Below are 16,979 nucleotides of genomic sequence, written 5' to 3'. Positions count from 1 at the left end.
ATGTCGCCTGTCGATAGTTTCAAGACCGCCCAGACCCTCGAGTCTGGCGGCAAACAGTACCGGTATTTCAGTCTGCCGGAAGCCGAGAAACACCTCGGTGACCTGCAGCAGCTGCCGGTTTCTCTCAAGGTTCTGCTCGAGAACATGCTGCGTCACGAAGACAACGAGACCGTGACGAAGGATGACATCGAAGCCATTGCCGGCTGGCTGAAGAACCGTTCCTCCAGCCGCGAGATCCAGTACCGCCCGGCGCGTGTGCTGATGCAGGACTTCACCGGCGTGCCCGGTGTCGTGGACCTTGCCGCCATGCGTGACGCGGTCAAGAAGGCCGGTGACGATCCCGAGAAGATCAACCCGCTGTCGCCGGTGGACCTGGTCATCGACCACTCCGTGATGGTCGACCAGTACGCCACCTCCGACGCCTTCCGCGCCAACGTCGACATCGAGATGACCCGTAACCGCGAGCGTTACGAGTTCCTGCGCTGGGGCCAGGAAGCCTTTGATAACTTCCGCGTGGTTCCGCCGGGCACCGGCATCTGCCACCAAGTCAACCTCGAGTACCTGGGCAAGGTTGCCTGGACCAAGGAGCAGGACGGCGAGACCCAGGTCTACCCGGACACCCTGGTCGGCACCGACTCCCACACCACCATGATCAACGCCCTGGGCATCCTGGGCTGGGGTGTTGGCGGCATCGAGGCGGAAGCCGTGATGCTGGGCCAGCCCATCTCCATGCTGATCCCGGAAGTGGTTGGTTTCCGCCTGACCGGCTCCATGAAGGAAGGCGTGACCGCCACCGACCTGGTACTGACCGTCACCCAGATGCTGCGTGAGAAGGGCGTGGTCGGCAAGTTCGTCGAATTCTACGGCCCCGGCCTGGATAACCTGCCGCTGGCCGACCGTGCCACCATCTCCAATATGGCACCGGAATACGGCGCGACCTGTGGCTTCTTCCCGGTCGACGGCGAGACGCTCAACTACATGAAGCTCTCCGGCCGCAGTGACGAGCAGATCAAGCTCGTCGAGGAGTACAGCAAGGCCCAGGGCATGTGGCGCGATTCCAGCAAGCCCGAGCCCAAGTTCAGCGACTCGCTCGAGCTCGACCTGGGCGACGTGAAGGCCTCCCTGGCCGGCCCGAAGCGGCCCCAGGACCGGGTCGACATGCCGGCCATGAAGAGCACGTTCGAGAAGCTGCTGGATGACTCCGGCGTTCAGGACAAGGACAAGCGCGTGCCGGTCAAGGGTCAGGATTACGACCTCGGCCACGGTGACGTGGTGATCGCGGCGATTACCTCCTGCACCAACACCTCCAACCCGAGCGTGCTGATGGCGGCCGGCCTGGTGGCCAAGAAGGCCCGTGAGAAGGGCCTGGACCGCAAGCCCTGGGTCAAGTCCTCGCTGGCGCCCGGTTCCAAGGTCGTAACCGACTACCTGGATACCGCCAACCTCAGCAAGGAACTCGACGCTCTTGGCTTCAACCTGGTCGGCTACGGCTGCACCACCTGCATCGGTAACTCCGGCCCGCTGATGGATGAGATCGGCGACGCCATTAACGAAGGCGGCCTGCAGGTCTCCTCCGTGCTCTCCGGTAACCGGAACTTCGAGGGTCGTGTGCATCCGGACGTGAAGGCCAACTGGCTGGCGTCACCGCCCCTGGTTGTGGCTTACGCCCTGGCCGGCACCACCCGTGTGGACCTGGAAAACGAGCCGCTGGGCAATGACCAGAGCGGCAACCCGGTCTACCTCAAGGACATCTGGCCCTCCAACGCGGAGATCGCCCACGAAGTCTCCAAGGTGGACGACGAGATGTTCCGTAAGGAATACGCCGACGTCTTCAAGGGCGACGAAGTCTGGCAGGGCATTCCGTTCAGCAAGGACAAGACGTACAAGTGGGACGATGAGTCCACCTACGTGAAGAACCCGCCGTTCTTCGAGGGCATCGAGAAGCCGCTGCAGCCGCCGAAGGACATCGAGGGCGCGAACATCCTGGCGCTGTTCGGTGACTCCATCACGACGGACCACATCAGCCCGGCCGGCTCCATCAAGCCGGATTCCCCGGCAGGCAAGTACCTGCAGGAAAAGGGCGTGCATCCGAAGAACTTCAACAGCTATGGTTCGCGTCGTGGTAACCATGAAGTGATGATGCGCGGTACCTTCGCCAACGTCCGCATCAAGAACGAGATGCTGGACGGCGTCGAGGGCGGCTTCACCAAGTTCGTGCCCACCGGCGAACAGATGGCCATGTACGATGCGGCCATGGAGTACCAGAAGCAGGGTACGCCGCTAGTCGTGATCGCCGGCAAGGAGTACGGCACTGGTTCCTCCCGTGACTGGGCCGCCAAGGGCACCCGCTTGCTGGGCGTGGAAGCCGTGGTGGCCGAGAGCTACGAGCGGATCCACCGTTCGAACCTCGTGGGCATGGGCGTCCTGCCGCTGCAGTTCAAGGAAGGCGAGAACCGCCAGACGCTGGGCCTGACCGGCGACGAGAAGATCAGCATCAAGGGCCTGGACGGGAATCTCCAGCCCCGCCAGGTGCTGAAGCTTGTCGCCGAGCGCCCGGACGGCAGCACCACCGAGACGGAGGTGATCTGCCGCGTGGATACCGCCAACGAGATGAACTACTACCTCAGCGGCGGCATCCTGCACTACGTGCTGCGCAACATGATCGCCAAGTGAACTCTGGCGGTTGATGGGTTAGCCTCTTATTGAGGTAGCCTTCAGGAAAAGGGTGGCCCGAGGGCCACCCTTTTTTGTCTCATGATTGTTGAGCGTGTAGCAGGCAGGCGATCGGGGAGGGCTTTCAGGGAATCGCCACGAGTACATCCATGTAGGCTGCTCTTCCGCCATCCCTGGCTCCAGAGCTTCCCTGAAAGCCCTCCCCGATCCCCTGCTTTCGAACGTGTTGGAGACGCTGATGTCGCTTGAAACTGACGGAATTCCTGAAAACGACGACGAACTCCGCGCCAAACTCCACCAGGAGACAGCCCAGATCGGGTGGGTGGAACTGCAGCGATTCTACGCCCGGGGCAATGTCGTGCGCGTGGCGCCGGGGCAGGATCTGATTGAGGTTGGGTTCTCACTGGTGCGGGACGACAAGGCCCGTTTCCAGCAGTGGATCCAGGATGGGTCCGTGGGTGAGGTTAAGCCGGATGAGGCCCAGGGGTGGCATGATTCGGATGCGACGGTCTGGGCCCTGGTGGTTGCCCCCTGGGTCCTGGTTCAGCCGAGTCACCAATAACGCCTGATCGGTAAGGGGAATGGGGGAGTGCTTTCAGGGAAGCTCGGTTGCCAGGGATGGCAACCGCGCAGCGTCCATGGATGGATTCATAGCGATTCCCTGAAAGCACTCCCCCATTCCCCTTGCCAGGCAACACCTTCCTCAATCCTGCTGACTGAAGAACACCGCCTCACTGTTCCGATAAGCCTGCGCCAGGAACTCTTCGACTTCCAGCCCCTTGTGTTGGGCAATGAACTCCCCAACGAACGGCAGGTAGTACGGCATGTTCTCCTTGCCCCGGTACGGCACCGGCGCCAGGAAGGGTGAATCCGTCTCCAGAAGAATCCGGTCCGCCGGCGTCAGGTCGATGATCTCACGTACGTTCTCCGCCTTCTTGAAGGTGCAGATCCCGTTGAACCCGATGTACCAGCCCTGCTCCAGCGCATAGCGCGCCAGTTTCTCACCGGACGTGTAGCTGTGCACCACACCCCGCTGCTTCAGCGACCCCTCGAACTCCTTCAGGATCTCCATGGTGTCCTCATCCGCATCCCGGGTGTGGATCACCACCGGCTTGTCCAGCTCCGACGCCATCTGCAGCTGCTTGCGGAAGACCGACTTCTGGGTCTCCGGGTCGCTGAAATCGTAGTGGTAGTCCAGCCCGATCTCGCCAATGGCCAGCAGCCGCCTGGGGCTTGCCGCCATCGCCTCGCGGATGTAGGGGTCCAGCCCGTCGTGCCAGTTGTCCGCCTGGTGCGGGTGAATGCCCTGAGTGCCGTAGACGCGCGGATGGGCGCCCACCAGGTGCTGCACTGTCTCCAGGTTATCCGGCGACACCGTGATGGTGATCAACCGCTCGATGTTCACCTGCTCGGCGGCCATGACCACATCCTCCACTGGCTCGCCCTGGAGGTAGTCCAGGTGGCAGTGTGTCTCGATGATGGGGTGCTCAAAGACCGGAACGGGGCGGCGCTTATGTTTGCTCATGGGTGCGTCTCCGACGGCTCCTGGCTGATGGCAACAGCCATCCATGATAGCGGAAGATGGCCTTTATGGGCATGGATCGTCTCAGGGTTCGTGACGCGCGCCCCAGAGGTAGAGGGCGGTCTCCAGCAGCGGCAGGTAGACCCAGTCCGGGTTCGGGTAGCGCATGATGATGAAAAAGCCCCAGATCAATGCCAGTGCTCCGATGTACTGGGGATGCTTCAGCACGGAGAACGGGAAGCCCTCGATCCAGGGCACCCGGTGGCCGAGCTCGCTGCCGTAGAAAACCCCCACACGCCCAAGCCGTGCGAAGACGCTGGCGTTGAGGAACAGGCCCATGCCGACGAGGACGGCGCCCATGCCCAGCATCAGCGGCCCAGCGGTCGGCAGTGGCAGCCAGCTGCCCCCCATCACCACGCACCAGCCCAGAAAGACCACGCCCTGAATGACTTTGAACCCGTAGAACAGCTTGTGGACCACATCCACGGGCGGGCCCAGCGACGCCAGTGGCGGGCGCTGGCAGAGGGCATACCAGCGTTCGGGGTGGTTGGCGACGGCGTAGTAGGTGATCCGTTCCAGGCTCAGAAGCAGGGCGCAGAGAACAAGGGCGGTCAGCAGCATGGGCGACTCCAGGATGGCTCGACAAACCCGGCGGAGCATGACGGGTTGAGATGACGCTTTGGTGACAGTGCCGGTCGTCATCAATCGGTCACACCGTGGCGGCATCCTGCAGGGATGAACCCGAAAACACTGCTTCACCAGCTGTCCGCCATCGAGCGGCTCAACTTCCTGCTGACCAACCGCATTCCACGGCGCTGGGCCACCCGTTTCATGGGCTGGTTCAGCCGCATCCGGCAGCCGTTGGTGAAGCGGGTGTCGATGGCGGTGTGGCAGGCCTTTGCGGGGGATCTGCGGCTGGACGAGGCGCGCCGGGACCACTTCGAGAGCATGCACGACTGCTTCATCCGGGAACTTCGCCCCGGGGTCCGCCCCGTAGATCAGCGGGCCGGAATACTGGTCAGCCCCTGTGACGGCATCGTGGGCGCATTCGGCGCAACCAACGGTACCGAGGTATTCCAGGCCAAGGGCTTTCCCTACTCACTGGAGGAGCTGCTTGGGGATGCGGAGCTCGCCGGGCGCTACGCCAATGGCCGCTTCCTGACCTTGCGGCTTACCGCCAGCATGTACCACCGCTTCCATGCACCGGAAAGCGGCTGCATGCGCGAGATCCGCCATATTGCCGGGGACACCTGGAACGTGAACCCCATCGCCCTCAAACGGATCGAGCGCCTCTTCTGCCGCAATGAGCGAGCCGTCCTGGAACTGGCCCTGGAGGGCCGGCAGGACTGCCGGATCCTGATGGTCCCGGTGGCCGCCATTCTGGTGGCCAGCCTGCGTCTCCATGCACTCGACGAGCCGCTGGGCCTGAATTACGCAGGCCCGGCCCGTATTCCTTGTGATCTGGGTTATCAGCGTGGCGAGGAAATGGGCTACTTCGAGCAGGGCTCCACCGTCCTGCTGTTCACCGGCCCCGGTTTCCACTTCGAGGAGGGTGTGGCGACCGGCGCGCACTGGCGAATGGGGGAGGCAATCATGCGGTACTGATGACGACAGCCATTCCGCGGCAATACGCAACCTTACCGACCAAACCGGAGGACGACACGCCATGAAACTGCTTGAAGCACTTGAGGAACAACGGTGGGACGACCATCGCTATTACCACCAGAGCCGGATCAACCAGTCACTGCACCTGGTCAGCGCGATCAGCTTCCTGACCGCCTACGTCTACCTGGCCATCAACCCCGTGGTCTCGGCGCTGCTGGGCTGGGGCGTGGCCATGGTCTCGCGGCAGATCGGGCATTTCTTCTTCGAGCCCAAGGACTACGACAAGGTGAACCGGGTGACGCACTCGCACAAGGAGGACATCAAGATCGGCTACAACCTCCAGCGCAAGCGCATCCTGCTGGCCTTCTGGGCGATGACGCCGGCACTGGCCTGGATGCAGCCGAACCTGTTCGGGCTGATCGAGGCACGGCCGGGCGCTGGCGGTTACCTCTACACCCTGTCACTGCTCTGGATCGGGCTGGCCGCCATTGCGCTTGTGGGCCGGACGGTGCACCTGTTCTTCATCCGTGATGTACAGACGGGCGTGATCTGGCTGATCAAGATCCTGACCGATCCGCTCAATGACGTGCGGATGTACTACCGCTCGCCCTTCCACCTGATGCGGGGCCAGTTGATTGACCCCATGGACGACATCAGCCCCGACGGTTCCCGCCGTCACTGAAGCGGCTGGTCACCGGCTGCTCCCCCTGCCGGCGCCGTATGGCGGCGGGTACGGGGGAATGGCAGCCGCTGGCGAATCAGCTCGCCCAGTACCCGCTTGCGGATTGCGGCGTTACCCAGTTCCGGGTTCTCCCAGAACCAGCCGTCCGCGGCCATGGCGCGACCAGCCGCGACAAAGCGGGTCATGAAGGTGCTGAAGGCCTCGTCGTCATAGTCGTGACTGAAGATCAGGCGACCTGTCCCCGTCCAGGGCAGCTGTATGCCCTGATCCCGGAGGTAGAACTGGAACATCCAGTTGTAGCGGCTCCGCGCGGTGTAGATCACGCTCCAGATGGAGACCAGGTTGGCAATGCGCAGGGGCAGCCCCTCCGCTTCCAGCTGCTCGTTGAGGCGTGCTGCCCGCTGGTTCCAGACGCTGTGCAGGTCCCGGTAGAAGGACGCGATCGCAGGCCCCCGCAGCCGTTCCAGAAAGACGTTCATGCAGCCCATCACGGACGGATGGGCGTTGAAGGTACCACGGGCGAAGCAGATGTCCGCGGGGCGGTCCGGCCGGTAGCGCTTCATCAGCGGGGTCCGCCCGCACAGCACGCCCACGGGCAGGCCGCCGCCCAGGGTCTTGCCATAGGTGACCATGTCCGCCTGGAGCCCGAAGTACTCCTGGGCGCCGCCGGGCGCCAGGCGGAAGCCGGAGAAGATCTCGTCCAGGATCAGCACGATCCCGCGCTCGCTGCAGACCTCGCGCAGCCGGTGCAGCCACTGGCGGTAGGCCTCCGGCTCGAACCCGCACTGGCGGTCACCGGCGATCAGGGCCGCGTCGCCGGGGGCGCCGGCGTTGGGGTGCAGGGCCTGGAACGGGCTGACCAGCACGCAGGCAATGTCACGGCGGCTGCGCAGTACCTCGAGGCTGCGTTCGTCCCGGTCCCGCAGGGTGTAGACGTCACTGGCATCGCGCTGGGAGCCGATGCCGGGCTGAACCCCGTCCCACCAGCCGTGGTAGGCACCGCAGAAGCGCACCAGCTGGGAGCGGCCGGTGTGGTAGCGGGCCAGGCGCACCGCCTGCATCACGGCCTCGGTGCCGGACATGTGGAAGGAGACTTCATCCAGCCCCGAGAGGCGTTTGAGCGCCCGCACGTTCTCCAGTACGACCGGGTGGTAGGCGCCCAGGTAGAGGCCCAGGGAGCGGGTGCGCTCCTGGCCTTCGGCCAGGCAGGCCCTGTAGAAGTCGTGGCCGAATACGTTCACCCCGTAGGAGCCGGAGGCGTCCAGAAGCCAGTTACCGTCGATGTCGCGCACCCAGGGCCCCTCGGTGGCCTCCGCCATCATGGCGGGTGGGAGCAGCCGGCTGACGAGGTGGCGGAACTGGAAGGGCACACGGTAGCGGCTGGTGAAGTCCAGGTCCGAGAGGCCTTCGGCGAGTTCCGTCCCGGCCTGCAGTGCCTGCGGAGACCGCGCGTGCAGGTTCTCCGAGAGCCGGTAAAGGCCCGCCCGCCGCTGTTCGGCGATGCGCTCAGGCGCGTCGTCGCACCGGAAGAAGGTGGCATCGTCGTAGTCGTAGTACGGCAGCAGCCGGGCCACCCGCCGCGCCATGCGGGAGTGGCCCTGCAGTGAGGGATGCTTGGCGCGGGAGAGCTGTAGGCGCTGGTAGAGCCGCGGACCGAGCCAGAGGATCACGGCGGCAGCAAGGGCGAGCGTCGTCAGGGCGGTGACGCTGGGCATGGGGGAACCTCCCGGATGGATAGGACATGTTCTTCCCCAGCATGCCGGTTCTTTATGAGATCCATGTGACAGCCACGCGCCGGACGGCTGCTATAATGGCCGCAGTCCGCGATGAGAGGTATACCCGTCATGGGGCATCTGCTGCTGAACCTGCGCAACGTGCCGGAAGACGAGTACGAGGAGGTCAAGACACTGCTCGAAGAGCACGACCTGCCCTACTACGAGACCGAGCCCAGCCGTTGGATGGTGTCGTTCGGTGGCATCTGGCTTGAGGACGCCGCACGGCTGGAGGAAGCGGAACAGCTGCTTGCCGCGTACCAGGCTGAGCGCGCCGAGCAGGCCCGGGCCGCCCATGAGGACGCCCTCGCAAGGGGCGAAGCCGAGACCTCCGGCCAGCGGTACCGGCACAACCCCCTTGCCTTCATCGGCGCCCTGATTGGGATTGGTGTGATCCTGTACCTGGCGCTCATGCCCTTTCTGACCCTCTAGTCGGTCGCACCGGCTTACTCCGAAAGTATAAGGGCACCCATACTGATTATATTCTAATCTGTCCTGAGACCTTGAATAACAAGACAGATACAGAGTGGCTGGTATGGGGGCACTTCAAAAACAGGTTGTACTGCGGTTGTGTGCCGGTATCGGCGGGAGTGTGCTGGTTGCTGTTGCATGCAGTTTGCTGCCCGTGCCGGAGCTGGTCCGTTTTCTTCTGGCAGGGGGGCTTGGTGCGCTCGCCGCAATCCTGCCCCTGGTGGCACTGCTACAGCGTGTGCAGATGGAAGCGCACGGGGACGCCCAGGCGGAGCATCCTCTGTTGCAGGCTCTCATGCCCTCCATATTCCGCAAGGCACGGACTGGTGAGGCGCTGGAGCAGACCCTGGTGGAAGGGGCGGATGCTAATGCCGTCTCGGCGGCCCAGGTTTCCTATGCCGCCGACCGCCTGCGCAGTCGCCTCGACCGTCAGGTGGAGAACACCAACCATATGACGGACTACGCCGGGCGGATCATGGAGACCATCCGTCAGTCGGCGGAACAGGCCTCGGAGGCGGCGTCCGCGGCGAGCCAGGCCAGCGAGGTCAGTGACCAGGGGCAGACCGCGCTTAGGGAGGCCATCGAGCAGGTCCGCAAGGTGCATGAACAGTCCGCGGAGACGGTGTCACTGATCCAGGCGCTGAACGACAAATCCGAGACCATCCAGAACGTGACCTCCGTGATTGAGGGCATCGCCGAGCAGACCAACCTGCTCGCGCTCAATGCCGCCATTGAGGCCGCCCGCGCCGGTGAACAGGGTCGTGGCTTCGCGGTGGTGGCGGATGAGGTACGTCAGCTTGCCGGCCGCACCTCGGAGGCGACCAAAGAGGCGTCCAGCACCCTCGAATCCATACAGCAGGATACCGGCCACATTGTGACCCGGGTCAAGGAGCTGGCCAGCAGTGTCGAGAATGGTCTTGATTCGGTCGAGGCCGTTGGCCATCAGCTGGATGAGATCAATACCGGCTCAAGGAAGGTTGAGGAGCAGGTGCGGGGGATTGCCGAGGGCGATCAGCACAATGAGGAAAGCCTGGGACAGATGTTCAGTTCCATCGAGAGCCTGCGCGACGAGATGCGGGACAGCGATGAGGCCGTGGCCGAGCTGGCACAGCAGGCCGCAAGGCTGATGGAGCTGGCGGAACAGACCAACGCCGAGTTCGCGCTGTACAGCAGCGAAAGCTACCATCGCCCCTTCTACGAAGCGGCCAGGGCCGGGGCGGCACAGATCGCGCGCTGCTTCCAACAGGCGCTTGAGCGTGGCGAGCTGACGCGTGAGCAGTTGTTCAGCAAAGAGCGTACCCCGATTCCGGGCACGGACCCGCAGAAGTACCACAGCCCCTTCGATGCCTTTACCGACAGGCACCTGCCCGCGATCCAGGAGCCCGTGGTTGAGTCACTGGAGCCCATTGTCTTCGCGATCACCGCCGCGCCGGATGGCTATGTGCCCACCCACAACAACGTGTTCGCCCATGAGCCCACCGGCGATCCCCAGGTGGATCTGGTGAAGAGCCGCAGCAAGCGCCTCTTCAATGACCGCACCGGGGCGCGCTGCGGCAGCCATACCCGCGACATGCTGCTGCAGACTTACCGGCGCGATACCGGCGAGATCATGCACGACCTCTCGGTACCCATCTACGTGAACGGCACCCACTGGGGCGGTTTCCGGCTGGGCTACCGGCCGGCGCAGCATTGAGCGGCGCACGGCCCCGATCAGGTGTGCCGACCATTCTGGCCTGAAACACTGCCATAAGGGCGGTCAGGTACTAAAGGATCTTTCCACCCCACGTATTGCTCGGAGCAGGTAACAGTGGCAGTTTCGTTTACTGCATGCTTACCGGAGAGAGGATCCACGATGCTCTGTTTTGCCTATGGCTCCAACATGTCCATACGCCGGCTCCAGGCAAGGGTTCCGGAATCCCGTTTCCTGACGGTTGGCTGGCTGAACCACCACCGTCTGGTCTTCCACAAGCGCAGCCGGGAGGACCATTCGGCCAAGTGCGATGCGTTCCATACCGGTGATCCCGGTGACTGGGTCCTGGGCGTGGTCTACGACATCCCGGATCGGGAGAAGCCGATCCTGGACCGGATTGAGGGGCTGGGGAACGGTTACGATGAGGCGCTGATCCGGCCCCGCACGCCGCAAGGGGAGTCGCTGGAGGCCCGGATGTATGCTGCCACGGACATGGATGCCTCACTGGTGCCCTACAGCTGGTACCGGGCCCATGTCCTCATCGGCGCCCGAGAGAATGGATTTCCAGTGGATTACGTTGAACGCATCCTGCAGACCCCGGCACAACATGATCCGGATTTCGCGCGCCACCAGAACGAGCTGGCCATCTATCCGGAGGATGTCCTGCCGCACGGGGCCGTGACATGACACAGGCGGCTTCCTCCACCCGCTGGCTGGATCGGATCGAGCGGGCGGGCAATGCCTTGCCGCATCCGGTTACCCTGTTCGCCATGGCGCTGGGGGGCGTTATGGTGCTTTCCCAGGTGGCCGCCTGGGCGGGGTGGTCCGTGCGCAAGCCGGCGGGCGCCAGTGGCGAGGGTGAACTGGTCCAGGCCCGTGGGCTGCTTGAGAGCGATGGGCTCTGGTGGCTGCTGTCGCACCTGGTGGAGAACTTCATGCAGTTCCCGCCGCTGGGGCTGGTGCTTGTGGCCATGCTGGGCATTGGCGTGGCGGAACGTTCGGGGCTGCTGCCGGCACTTCTGGCCCGACTGCTCAGGTTGACGCCCCGGGCGCTGCTGGCGCCAATGGTCGTGCTCCTGGGAATCCTGTCCTCGGTCACCCTGGACGCGGGCTACGTGGTGCTTCCGCCGCTGGCGGCCATCCTGTTCCACGCGGCCGGGCGCTCACCGCTGGCGGGGCTGGCGGCGGCCTTTGCCGGCGTTTCCGCCGGGTTCAGCGCCAACCTGGTGATCACGGCTCTGGATCCATTGCTGGCGGGTCTGACGGAGACAGGGGCGCGCATACTGGACCCGGATTACGCGGTCGCGGTCACGGCCAACTGGTGGCTGATGATCGTCTCCACCCTGGTGCTGGCCCTGGTGGGCTGGTGGGTGACCGCCCGGATCGTGGAGCCCCGGCAGGCGGACGTCGAACTGACCGTGGAACAGGAGAGCCAGGCGGACGACGATCTGGGTGACGATCCCGGGCGCGGGCTGCGCACCGCCGGGGCCGTATTCGGGATCACCCTGGGCCTGGTGCTCGCGGCGGTGCTGGTGCCCGGGGCGCCACTCCACGGCGAGGGGGAGAACTTCGCCCGCTGGGTCGAGGCCATGGTGCCGCTGCTCCTGATCCTGTTCCTGCTGCCCGGGCTGGCCTATGGGTTTGCTGCCGGGACCCTGAACAGCAACCACGACGTGGCGCGCATGCTCTCGGACACCATCGCGGCTCTGGCGCCCTACATTGTGCTGGCCTTTGTGGCGGCCCAGTTCATCGAGGCCTTCAACTACAGCCAGCTCGGCCTGCTTCTGGCGATCACTGGTGGCCAGTGGTTGGCCTCGCTGGCCGTGCCCGCGCCGGTGCTGGCGGTCGGCTTCATCCTGATCGCCATGCTGGCCAATCTGTTCATTGGCTCCGCTTCGGCCAAATACGCCTTCCTGGCCCCGGTGTTCGTGCCCATGCTGATGCAGGCCGGGCTGAGCCCCGAACTGACCCAGGCCGCCTACCGCATCGGGGACTCGGTGACCAACATCATCACCCCCCTCAACCCGTACTGGGTCATTGTCCTGGCCTTTGTGCAGCGCTGGCGGCCGGAGGCCGGCATCGGCACCCTGATGGCGCTGATGCTCCCCTATGCCATCGCCTTTGCCGTGGTATGGCCGTTATTACTCGCGGTCTGGGTCGCTCTGGGCATTCCGCCGGGCCCGGGTGCGCCGGTTATACTCGGCTGATCCAGATGCACGGAGGGTCTCCATGAGGAACTCCTCCGGCCTCTGTCACTGGGAATGAAGGGGCTGTGGTCCTTCTCCGGCAGTATCCCTGCCAGTGTTACCCGCCGGATCATGTACCGGCTCTGGGGCCGCTGAGTCAGCACCCAGAACCACCAGGTGATCGACGGGATCCAACTCAATGGGCAGGGTGCGCTCGGGGTTGAGTTCCAGATGCCGGTTACTCGAATCCGCCCGACCACGGTAAACGCCGAGCGCGGTCTCGCCCAGTGACGCGACATGGCGTTCAATGGCCGCGAAGGTGGTTCCGAGCTCCCGCAACGCCTCCGGCACGGGCCGGAACCCGATCTCGGCACCTCCCTGGGTGAAGAGTTCGTCGTAGACCAGGCGCAGCTCCCGGCGCAGGGCCACCTGGCCCAGCAGATGGCTGAGCATGACTGGGGTCAGGAAGACCTCGCTGTCCCGGGCCACCAGAAGCGCTTCGTTATGCGGGTCCGTCAGCTCCAGCAGCACCTGGGGCGCAGGGGCCTGTGTCCGGGTCAGGTGATCCCTGAGCTGGAGATAACCAACCATGGCCCGGGCGTCCGCCTCCTCACCGCTGGCCATGCGGTCACTGCTCAGAAGCATGACGGAGTCATACTGCTCGGGATTCAGCTGCGTGATTTCCCCCTCAAGCAGGTAGTCGGTCTCCACATGGCGGCACTGGACCCGCCTGAGTTGCGGGTTATAGCGCGTTACCGCGGCCTCGCGTTCGGTACTGGACCAGAATGACACGATGGTGATGTCGGCGGTCTCACCGGGGTAGCTGTCGAGCTCATGGATCAGGGCGGGAACACGGTGGTTCCACCCTAGAAGAAGGATGCGACGGTGTGCCGGTTCAGCCGCCTGTGCCGGGGCCGGCTGCCGCACCAGTGCCGGCAGGTGGCGGCTGTCACGCGCCGGGCTGGTATCCTCGAACTCCCGGGCCATCAGAACCAGCCCATCTCCTGTCTCCAGTACCCGTGTTTCGGGAGCGTTCAGGTTTACACGCCACTCATCCCCCGAGCGCTCGAGAACCCCCAGGACGATGGCGTCGGGCCTGGCCGCGGCGAGCTCCCCCAGGTTCTGCCCGGCCCATTCGTCCTGGAACCGGATATAGAGTTCATTGCCTTCCGGCAGGATCATCATTTCCTGGAAGACCTCAGCCAGCCCCGGATGCCGCAGTGTCTGGACCATGAAACGGCTGAGCATGGCATCACCGGCCACCAGCTCCAGGTCCCCGCCGTAGGCACCGCGCAGAAGGCGCTCCCGGCGTGGATCCTGGAGTTCCGCGACCACATAGGGCAGGGGCATGTTCTGCTCCTTTGCTTGGGCGGCGATGGTCAGCAGGATCTTGATGGTCTCGGTGTCCGCGTTCAGCAGGCTCTCCGTGGTCTTGGTGCTTCCGGGAATGATGACGGCGGCCGCGTCGAGGCAGGCGACACGCCGCAGTGCTTCCGATTGCAGTGGGTCGCCGGAGCGCAGGATCACCTGGCGGGCACGTCGGCCAATACCGCTGTCGCTGCGAAGCTGGTGTTCCCGGTGGGCGGATACCTCGTCCGCCAGCGCCACCAGCCGCAGCCGGCTGGCATCATTGCGGCGCAGGAACAGGCGCATGCGCTCGGTCGTTCCCAGCAGCTTGGCGATCAGCGGCAGGGTCCGGCTGGTCCAGCCCAGTACGGCAATGTGGTGTTTCAGTGAGACGGGAGTCAGGCCGCGCTCCAGGTTGGTCATAGCGCTGATCAGCCAGCGGGTCATGATCGCCACGAGCGTACCCATGAAGACGACGTAGCCACTGATGGTTAGCAGCGTGGAGACGACCCGCTGCCAGCTGCCCTGGTCATCACCGAGATAGCCCGGGTCCGTCAGGCGCAGGAAGGCCCACCACAGGGCCTCACCAAACCCCGAAAAGGCGCCCTGCAGGGGCAGCACCAGCAGGCCGCCGATCGTTGAGATCAGGGCGATCAGCAGACCAACCACCATCAGCTGAAAAAAAGCCCCCTTGATCAGTTGGCGCTCCAGGAAAAACTTCAGGCGGTCGACGAAGCGGAGTGGTGTCATGAGCCTCCCGGGCCATTGCGTGCTGCCGCCAGTGTAGCGGAAATCCGAAAAAGCATCCTATCGACAGGCTGCTGATCTGAAAGCTCTCTGCGGTTGGGTTACCATCAACTGCTCACGCGCCTGTTGATCAATGGCGATCAGCAGGCTATCCTTATTTTAATTGAACGGTTAATCAACTTATGCCCAAAGTAGGAGTCAAGGAAGAACGCAGGCGCCAGCTCATTGAAGCCACCCTTGAAGTGGTGGGTGAGCTGGGGCTCCAGAGCGCCACTATTGGCGCGATAAGCCGCACCGCTGGTATGTCGTCGGGCCTGATCAGCCACTACTTCGGAGGCAAGCAGGCGCTGATCGAGGCCACGCTGCGCCAGCTGCTTGAGGAACTCAAGCTCGCGCTTCTGGAGCACACCGGAGCCGGGACACTCACGCCCCAGGAGCGGCTGATGGCGATCGTGGAAGCCAACTTCAGTGACTTCCAGCGCTCCACGGCCACCACCCGTACCTGGCTCAGTTTCTGGGCCCGGGCGATGCATGAACCTGGGCTGGCGCGTCTGCAGCACATTAACAACCGCCGCCTCTACAGCAACCTCTGCTATTCATTCCGGCAGCTGTTGCCGGCAGAGGTGGCTCGGAGCGCCGCGAAGCAGACCGCCGCACTGATCGACGGGTTCTGGCTGCGCAGTGCTCTATGGCCTGACCAGGAAGAGGGCTTCCGCGAGAGCGAGAAACTCTGCCAGGCGTTTATCAACGACACACTGACACAGCACGGAGTCGAACCATGCCACTGACCCGCTACCAGAACTTTGTGGCCGGCCAACCCATGGCCAACAGCACCGGTGAAACCTTCGAGGTGGTCAACCCGGGCACCGGTGAGGTGATCTACGAAGTTGAGGTGGCGGATGAAAGCGTGCGCCAAGCCGCGCTGGAAAGCGCCCGCGAAGGCTTTGCCACCTGGTCCGCCATGACCGGTATGGAGCGCGCCCGCATCCTCAATCGGGCCGTGGCGCTGCTGCGCGAACGCAACGACGAACTGGCGAAGGTGGAAGTGCTCGACACCGGCAAACCCTGGCAGGAAGCCAGCGAGGTGGACGTGAACACCGGTGCCGACTCCCTGGAATTCTACGCCGGCCTTGCCCCGGCTCTGGAAGGCAACCAGCAGGACCTGGGCGGCGACTTCTACTACACCCGGCGCGAGCCGCTGGGCGTGTGCGCGGGCATCGGCGCCTGGAACTACCCGCTGCAGATCGCCTGCTGGAAGTCCGCGCCCGCGCTGGCCTGCGGCAACAGCATGATCTTCAAGCCCTCCGAGGAAACCCCGCTGGGTGCACTGAAGCTGGCGGAAATCCTCATGGAAGCCGGCATGCCGGCGGGCGTGTTCAACGTCGTCCAGGGTGCGGGCGAGGTTGGCAGCTGGCTGAGCCACGAACCCAATATCGACAAGGTCTCCATTACCGGCGAGGTGGGCACCGGCAAGAAGGTCATGGCCGGCGCCGCCACCACGCTCAAGGAAGTCACCATGGAGCTGGGCGGCAAGTCGCCGCTGATTATCTTTGATGACGCGGAAATCGACAACGCCGTATCCGCCGCCATGCTGGCGAACTTCTACACTCAGGGCGAGATCTGCACCAACGGCACCCGCGTCTTTGTGCACGAGGACCTGTACCCGACCTTCATCGAGAAAGTCCTCGAGCGCACCCGCAACAACATCATCGCCGGTGACACCCTGGATCCGGACACCAACTTCGGGGCCCTGATCTCCAGCAGGCACCGCGACCTGGTCATGGACTACATCCGCAAAGGCGTGGAAGAAGGCGCGACCCTGGCCTGCGGCGGCGAGGAACTGTCTCCGGCCGGCGCGGAAGGCGGCTACTTCGTGGCGCCGACCGTGTTCACCGGCTGCACCGATGACATGACCATCGTGAAGGAGGAGATCTTCGGCCCGGTCATGAGCGTGCTGACCTTCCGTGACGAGGATGATGTCATCCGCCGCACCAACAACACCCAGTACGGTCTGGCCGCCGGCGTCTTCACCCGCGACATCAAGCGCGCCCACCGGGTTATCCACCAGATCCAGGCCGGCATCTGCTGGATCAACGCCTATAACGAATCACCCTCGGAGATGCCGGTGGGCGGCTACAAGCAGTCCGGCATCGGCCGCGAGAACGGCGCGGCGACCATCAATCACTACACCCAGCTCAAGTCCGTCTATGTAGGCATGGGAGATATCGAGGCGCCTTTCTGACTGGCGTTTTCCGACGAACTCGATCAGGGGGAGGGTGGGGTG

The 16,979-nt window shown here is 64.1% G+C and carries 14 protein-coding genes; 10 read left to right on the top strand and 4 right to left on the bottom strand.

Annotated elements, in window-relative coordinates:
* Together acnA and H4I92_RS06095 are read left to right on the top strand one after the other, a co-directional pair.
* Complete coding sequence (gene acnA, locus H4I92_RS06100) at positions 1 to 2,673, top strand: aconitate hydratase AcnA (protein ID WP_077529765.1); 2,673 nt, start codon at positions 1 to 3, stop codon at positions 2,671 to 2,673.
* Positions 2,674 to 2,911: 238 nt separating this feature from the next.
* Positions 2,912 to 3,235: a DUF2288 domain-containing protein gene (locus tag H4I92_RS06095; RefSeq protein ID WP_077529764.1), complete on the top strand. Its 324-nt coding sequence runs from the start codon at positions 2,912 to 2,914 to the stop codon at positions 3,233 to 3,235.
* 141 nt (positions 3,236 to 3,376) lie between these two features.
* On the opposite strand, the gene H4I92_RS06090 is transcribed toward H4I92_RS06095, so the two are convergent.
* A complete protein-coding gene (locus tag H4I92_RS06090) occupies positions 3,377 to 4,198 on the bottom strand; it encodes a TatD family hydrolase (RefSeq protein WP_077529763.1) in 822 nt (273 codons plus the stop codon).
* Positions 4,199 to 4,279: 81 nt separating this feature from the next.
* On the bottom strand, positions 4,280 to 4,816 hold the full coding sequence (locus H4I92_RS06085) for a methyltransferase (RefSeq protein WP_179105633.1): 537 nt from the start codon (positions 4,814 to 4,816) through the stop codon (positions 4,280 to 4,282).
* A 114-nt stretch (positions 4,817 to 4,930) separates the two neighbouring features.
* On the opposite strand from H4I92_RS06085, the gene asd reads away from it, so the two are divergent.
* Together asd and H4I92_RS06075 are read left to right on the top strand one after the other, a co-directional pair.
* Positions 4,931 to 5,800 (top strand): archaetidylserine decarboxylase, encoded by an 870-nt coding sequence (gene asd, locus H4I92_RS06080; protein ID WP_077529761.1) that lies wholly within the window; start codon positions 4,931 to 4,933, stop codon positions 5,798 to 5,800.
* A 61-nt stretch (positions 5,801 to 5,861) separates the two neighbouring features.
* Complete coding sequence (locus H4I92_RS06075; RefSeq protein WP_077529760.1) at positions 5,862 to 6,482, top strand: DUF962 domain-containing protein; 621 nt, start codon at positions 5,862 to 5,864, stop codon at positions 6,480 to 6,482.
* On the opposite strand, the gene H4I92_RS06070 is transcribed toward H4I92_RS06075, so the two are convergent.
* Entirely contained in the window at positions 6,476 to 8,197 is a 1,722-nt protein-coding gene (locus tag H4I92_RS06070) for an aminotransferase class III-fold pyridoxal phosphate-dependent enzyme (protein WP_077529759.1), read from the bottom strand. The genes H4I92_RS06075 and H4I92_RS06070 overlap by 7 nt on opposite strands.
* A gap of 129 nt (positions 8,198 to 8,326) precedes the next feature.
* On the opposite strand from H4I92_RS06070, the gene H4I92_RS06065 reads away from it, so the two are divergent.
* The 4 genes from H4I92_RS06065 (at position 8,327) to H4I92_RS06050 (ending at position 12,622) form a co-directional block, all read left to right on the top strand.
* Positions 8,327 to 8,686 (top strand): DUF6164 family protein, encoded by a 360-nt coding sequence (locus H4I92_RS06065; protein WP_077529758.1) that lies wholly within the window; start codon positions 8,327 to 8,329, stop codon positions 8,684 to 8,686.
* 103 nt (positions 8,687 to 8,789) lie between these two features.
* The gene (locus H4I92_RS06060) at positions 8,790 to 10,418 is read left to right on the top strand and encodes a methyl-accepting chemotaxis protein (protein ID WP_077529757.1); all 1,629 of its coding nucleotides are present in this window, start codon (positions 8,790 to 8,792) and stop codon (positions 10,416 to 10,418) included.
* A gap of 159 nt (positions 10,419 to 10,577) precedes the next feature.
* Positions 10,578 to 11,102: a gamma-glutamylcyclotransferase family protein gene (locus tag H4I92_RS06055; RefSeq protein ID WP_077529756.1), complete on the top strand. Its 525-nt coding sequence runs from the start codon at positions 10,578 to 10,580 to the stop codon at positions 11,100 to 11,102.
* Positions 11,099 to 12,622, top strand: coding sequence for an AbgT family transporter (locus H4I92_RS06050; RefSeq protein WP_077529755.1), 1,524 nt, complete (start codon positions 11,099 to 11,101; stop codon positions 12,620 to 12,622). Before H4I92_RS06055 ends, H4I92_RS06050 begins: the two co-directional genes overlap by 4 nt.
* Before the next feature lie 45 nt (positions 12,623 to 12,667).
* On the opposite strand, the gene H4I92_RS06045 is transcribed toward H4I92_RS06050, so the two are convergent.
* Positions 12,668 to 14,698 carry a CASTOR/POLLUX-related putative ion channel gene (locus H4I92_RS06045; RefSeq protein WP_077529754.1) on the bottom strand — a complete coding sequence of 677 codons (2,031 nt, stop codon included), beginning with the start codon at positions 14,696 to 14,698 and terminating at the stop codon, positions 12,668 to 12,670.
* 179 nt (positions 14,699 to 14,877) lie between these two features.
* Between H4I92_RS06045 and betI the strand changes: the two genes are divergently transcribed.
* Together betI and betB are read left to right on the top strand one after the other, a co-directional pair.
* On the top strand, positions 14,878 to 15,483 hold the full coding sequence (gene betI / locus H4I92_RS06040) for a transcriptional regulator BetI (protein WP_077529753.1): 606 nt from the start codon (positions 14,878 to 14,880) through the stop codon (positions 15,481 to 15,483).
* Positions 15,474 to 16,937, top strand: coding sequence for a betaine-aldehyde dehydrogenase (betB, locus tag H4I92_RS06035; protein WP_077529752.1), 1,464 nt, complete (start codon positions 15,474 to 15,476; stop codon positions 16,935 to 16,937). The genes betI and betB overlap by 10 nt, the downstream gene beginning before the upstream one ends.
* The last annotated feature ends 42 nt before the right edge of the window (positions 16,938 to 16,979 follow it).

Origin of the sequence: Vreelandella halophila (assembly GCF_019903425.1) — a bacterium.
In the GTDB taxonomy this organism is placed as follows: domain Bacteria; phylum Pseudomonadota; class Gammaproteobacteria; order Pseudomonadales; family Oleiphilaceae; genus Halospina; species Halospina halophila.
Note: the sequence above shows the minus strand (reverse complement) of the source record. Positions and strands in the feature narration are given on the sequence as shown.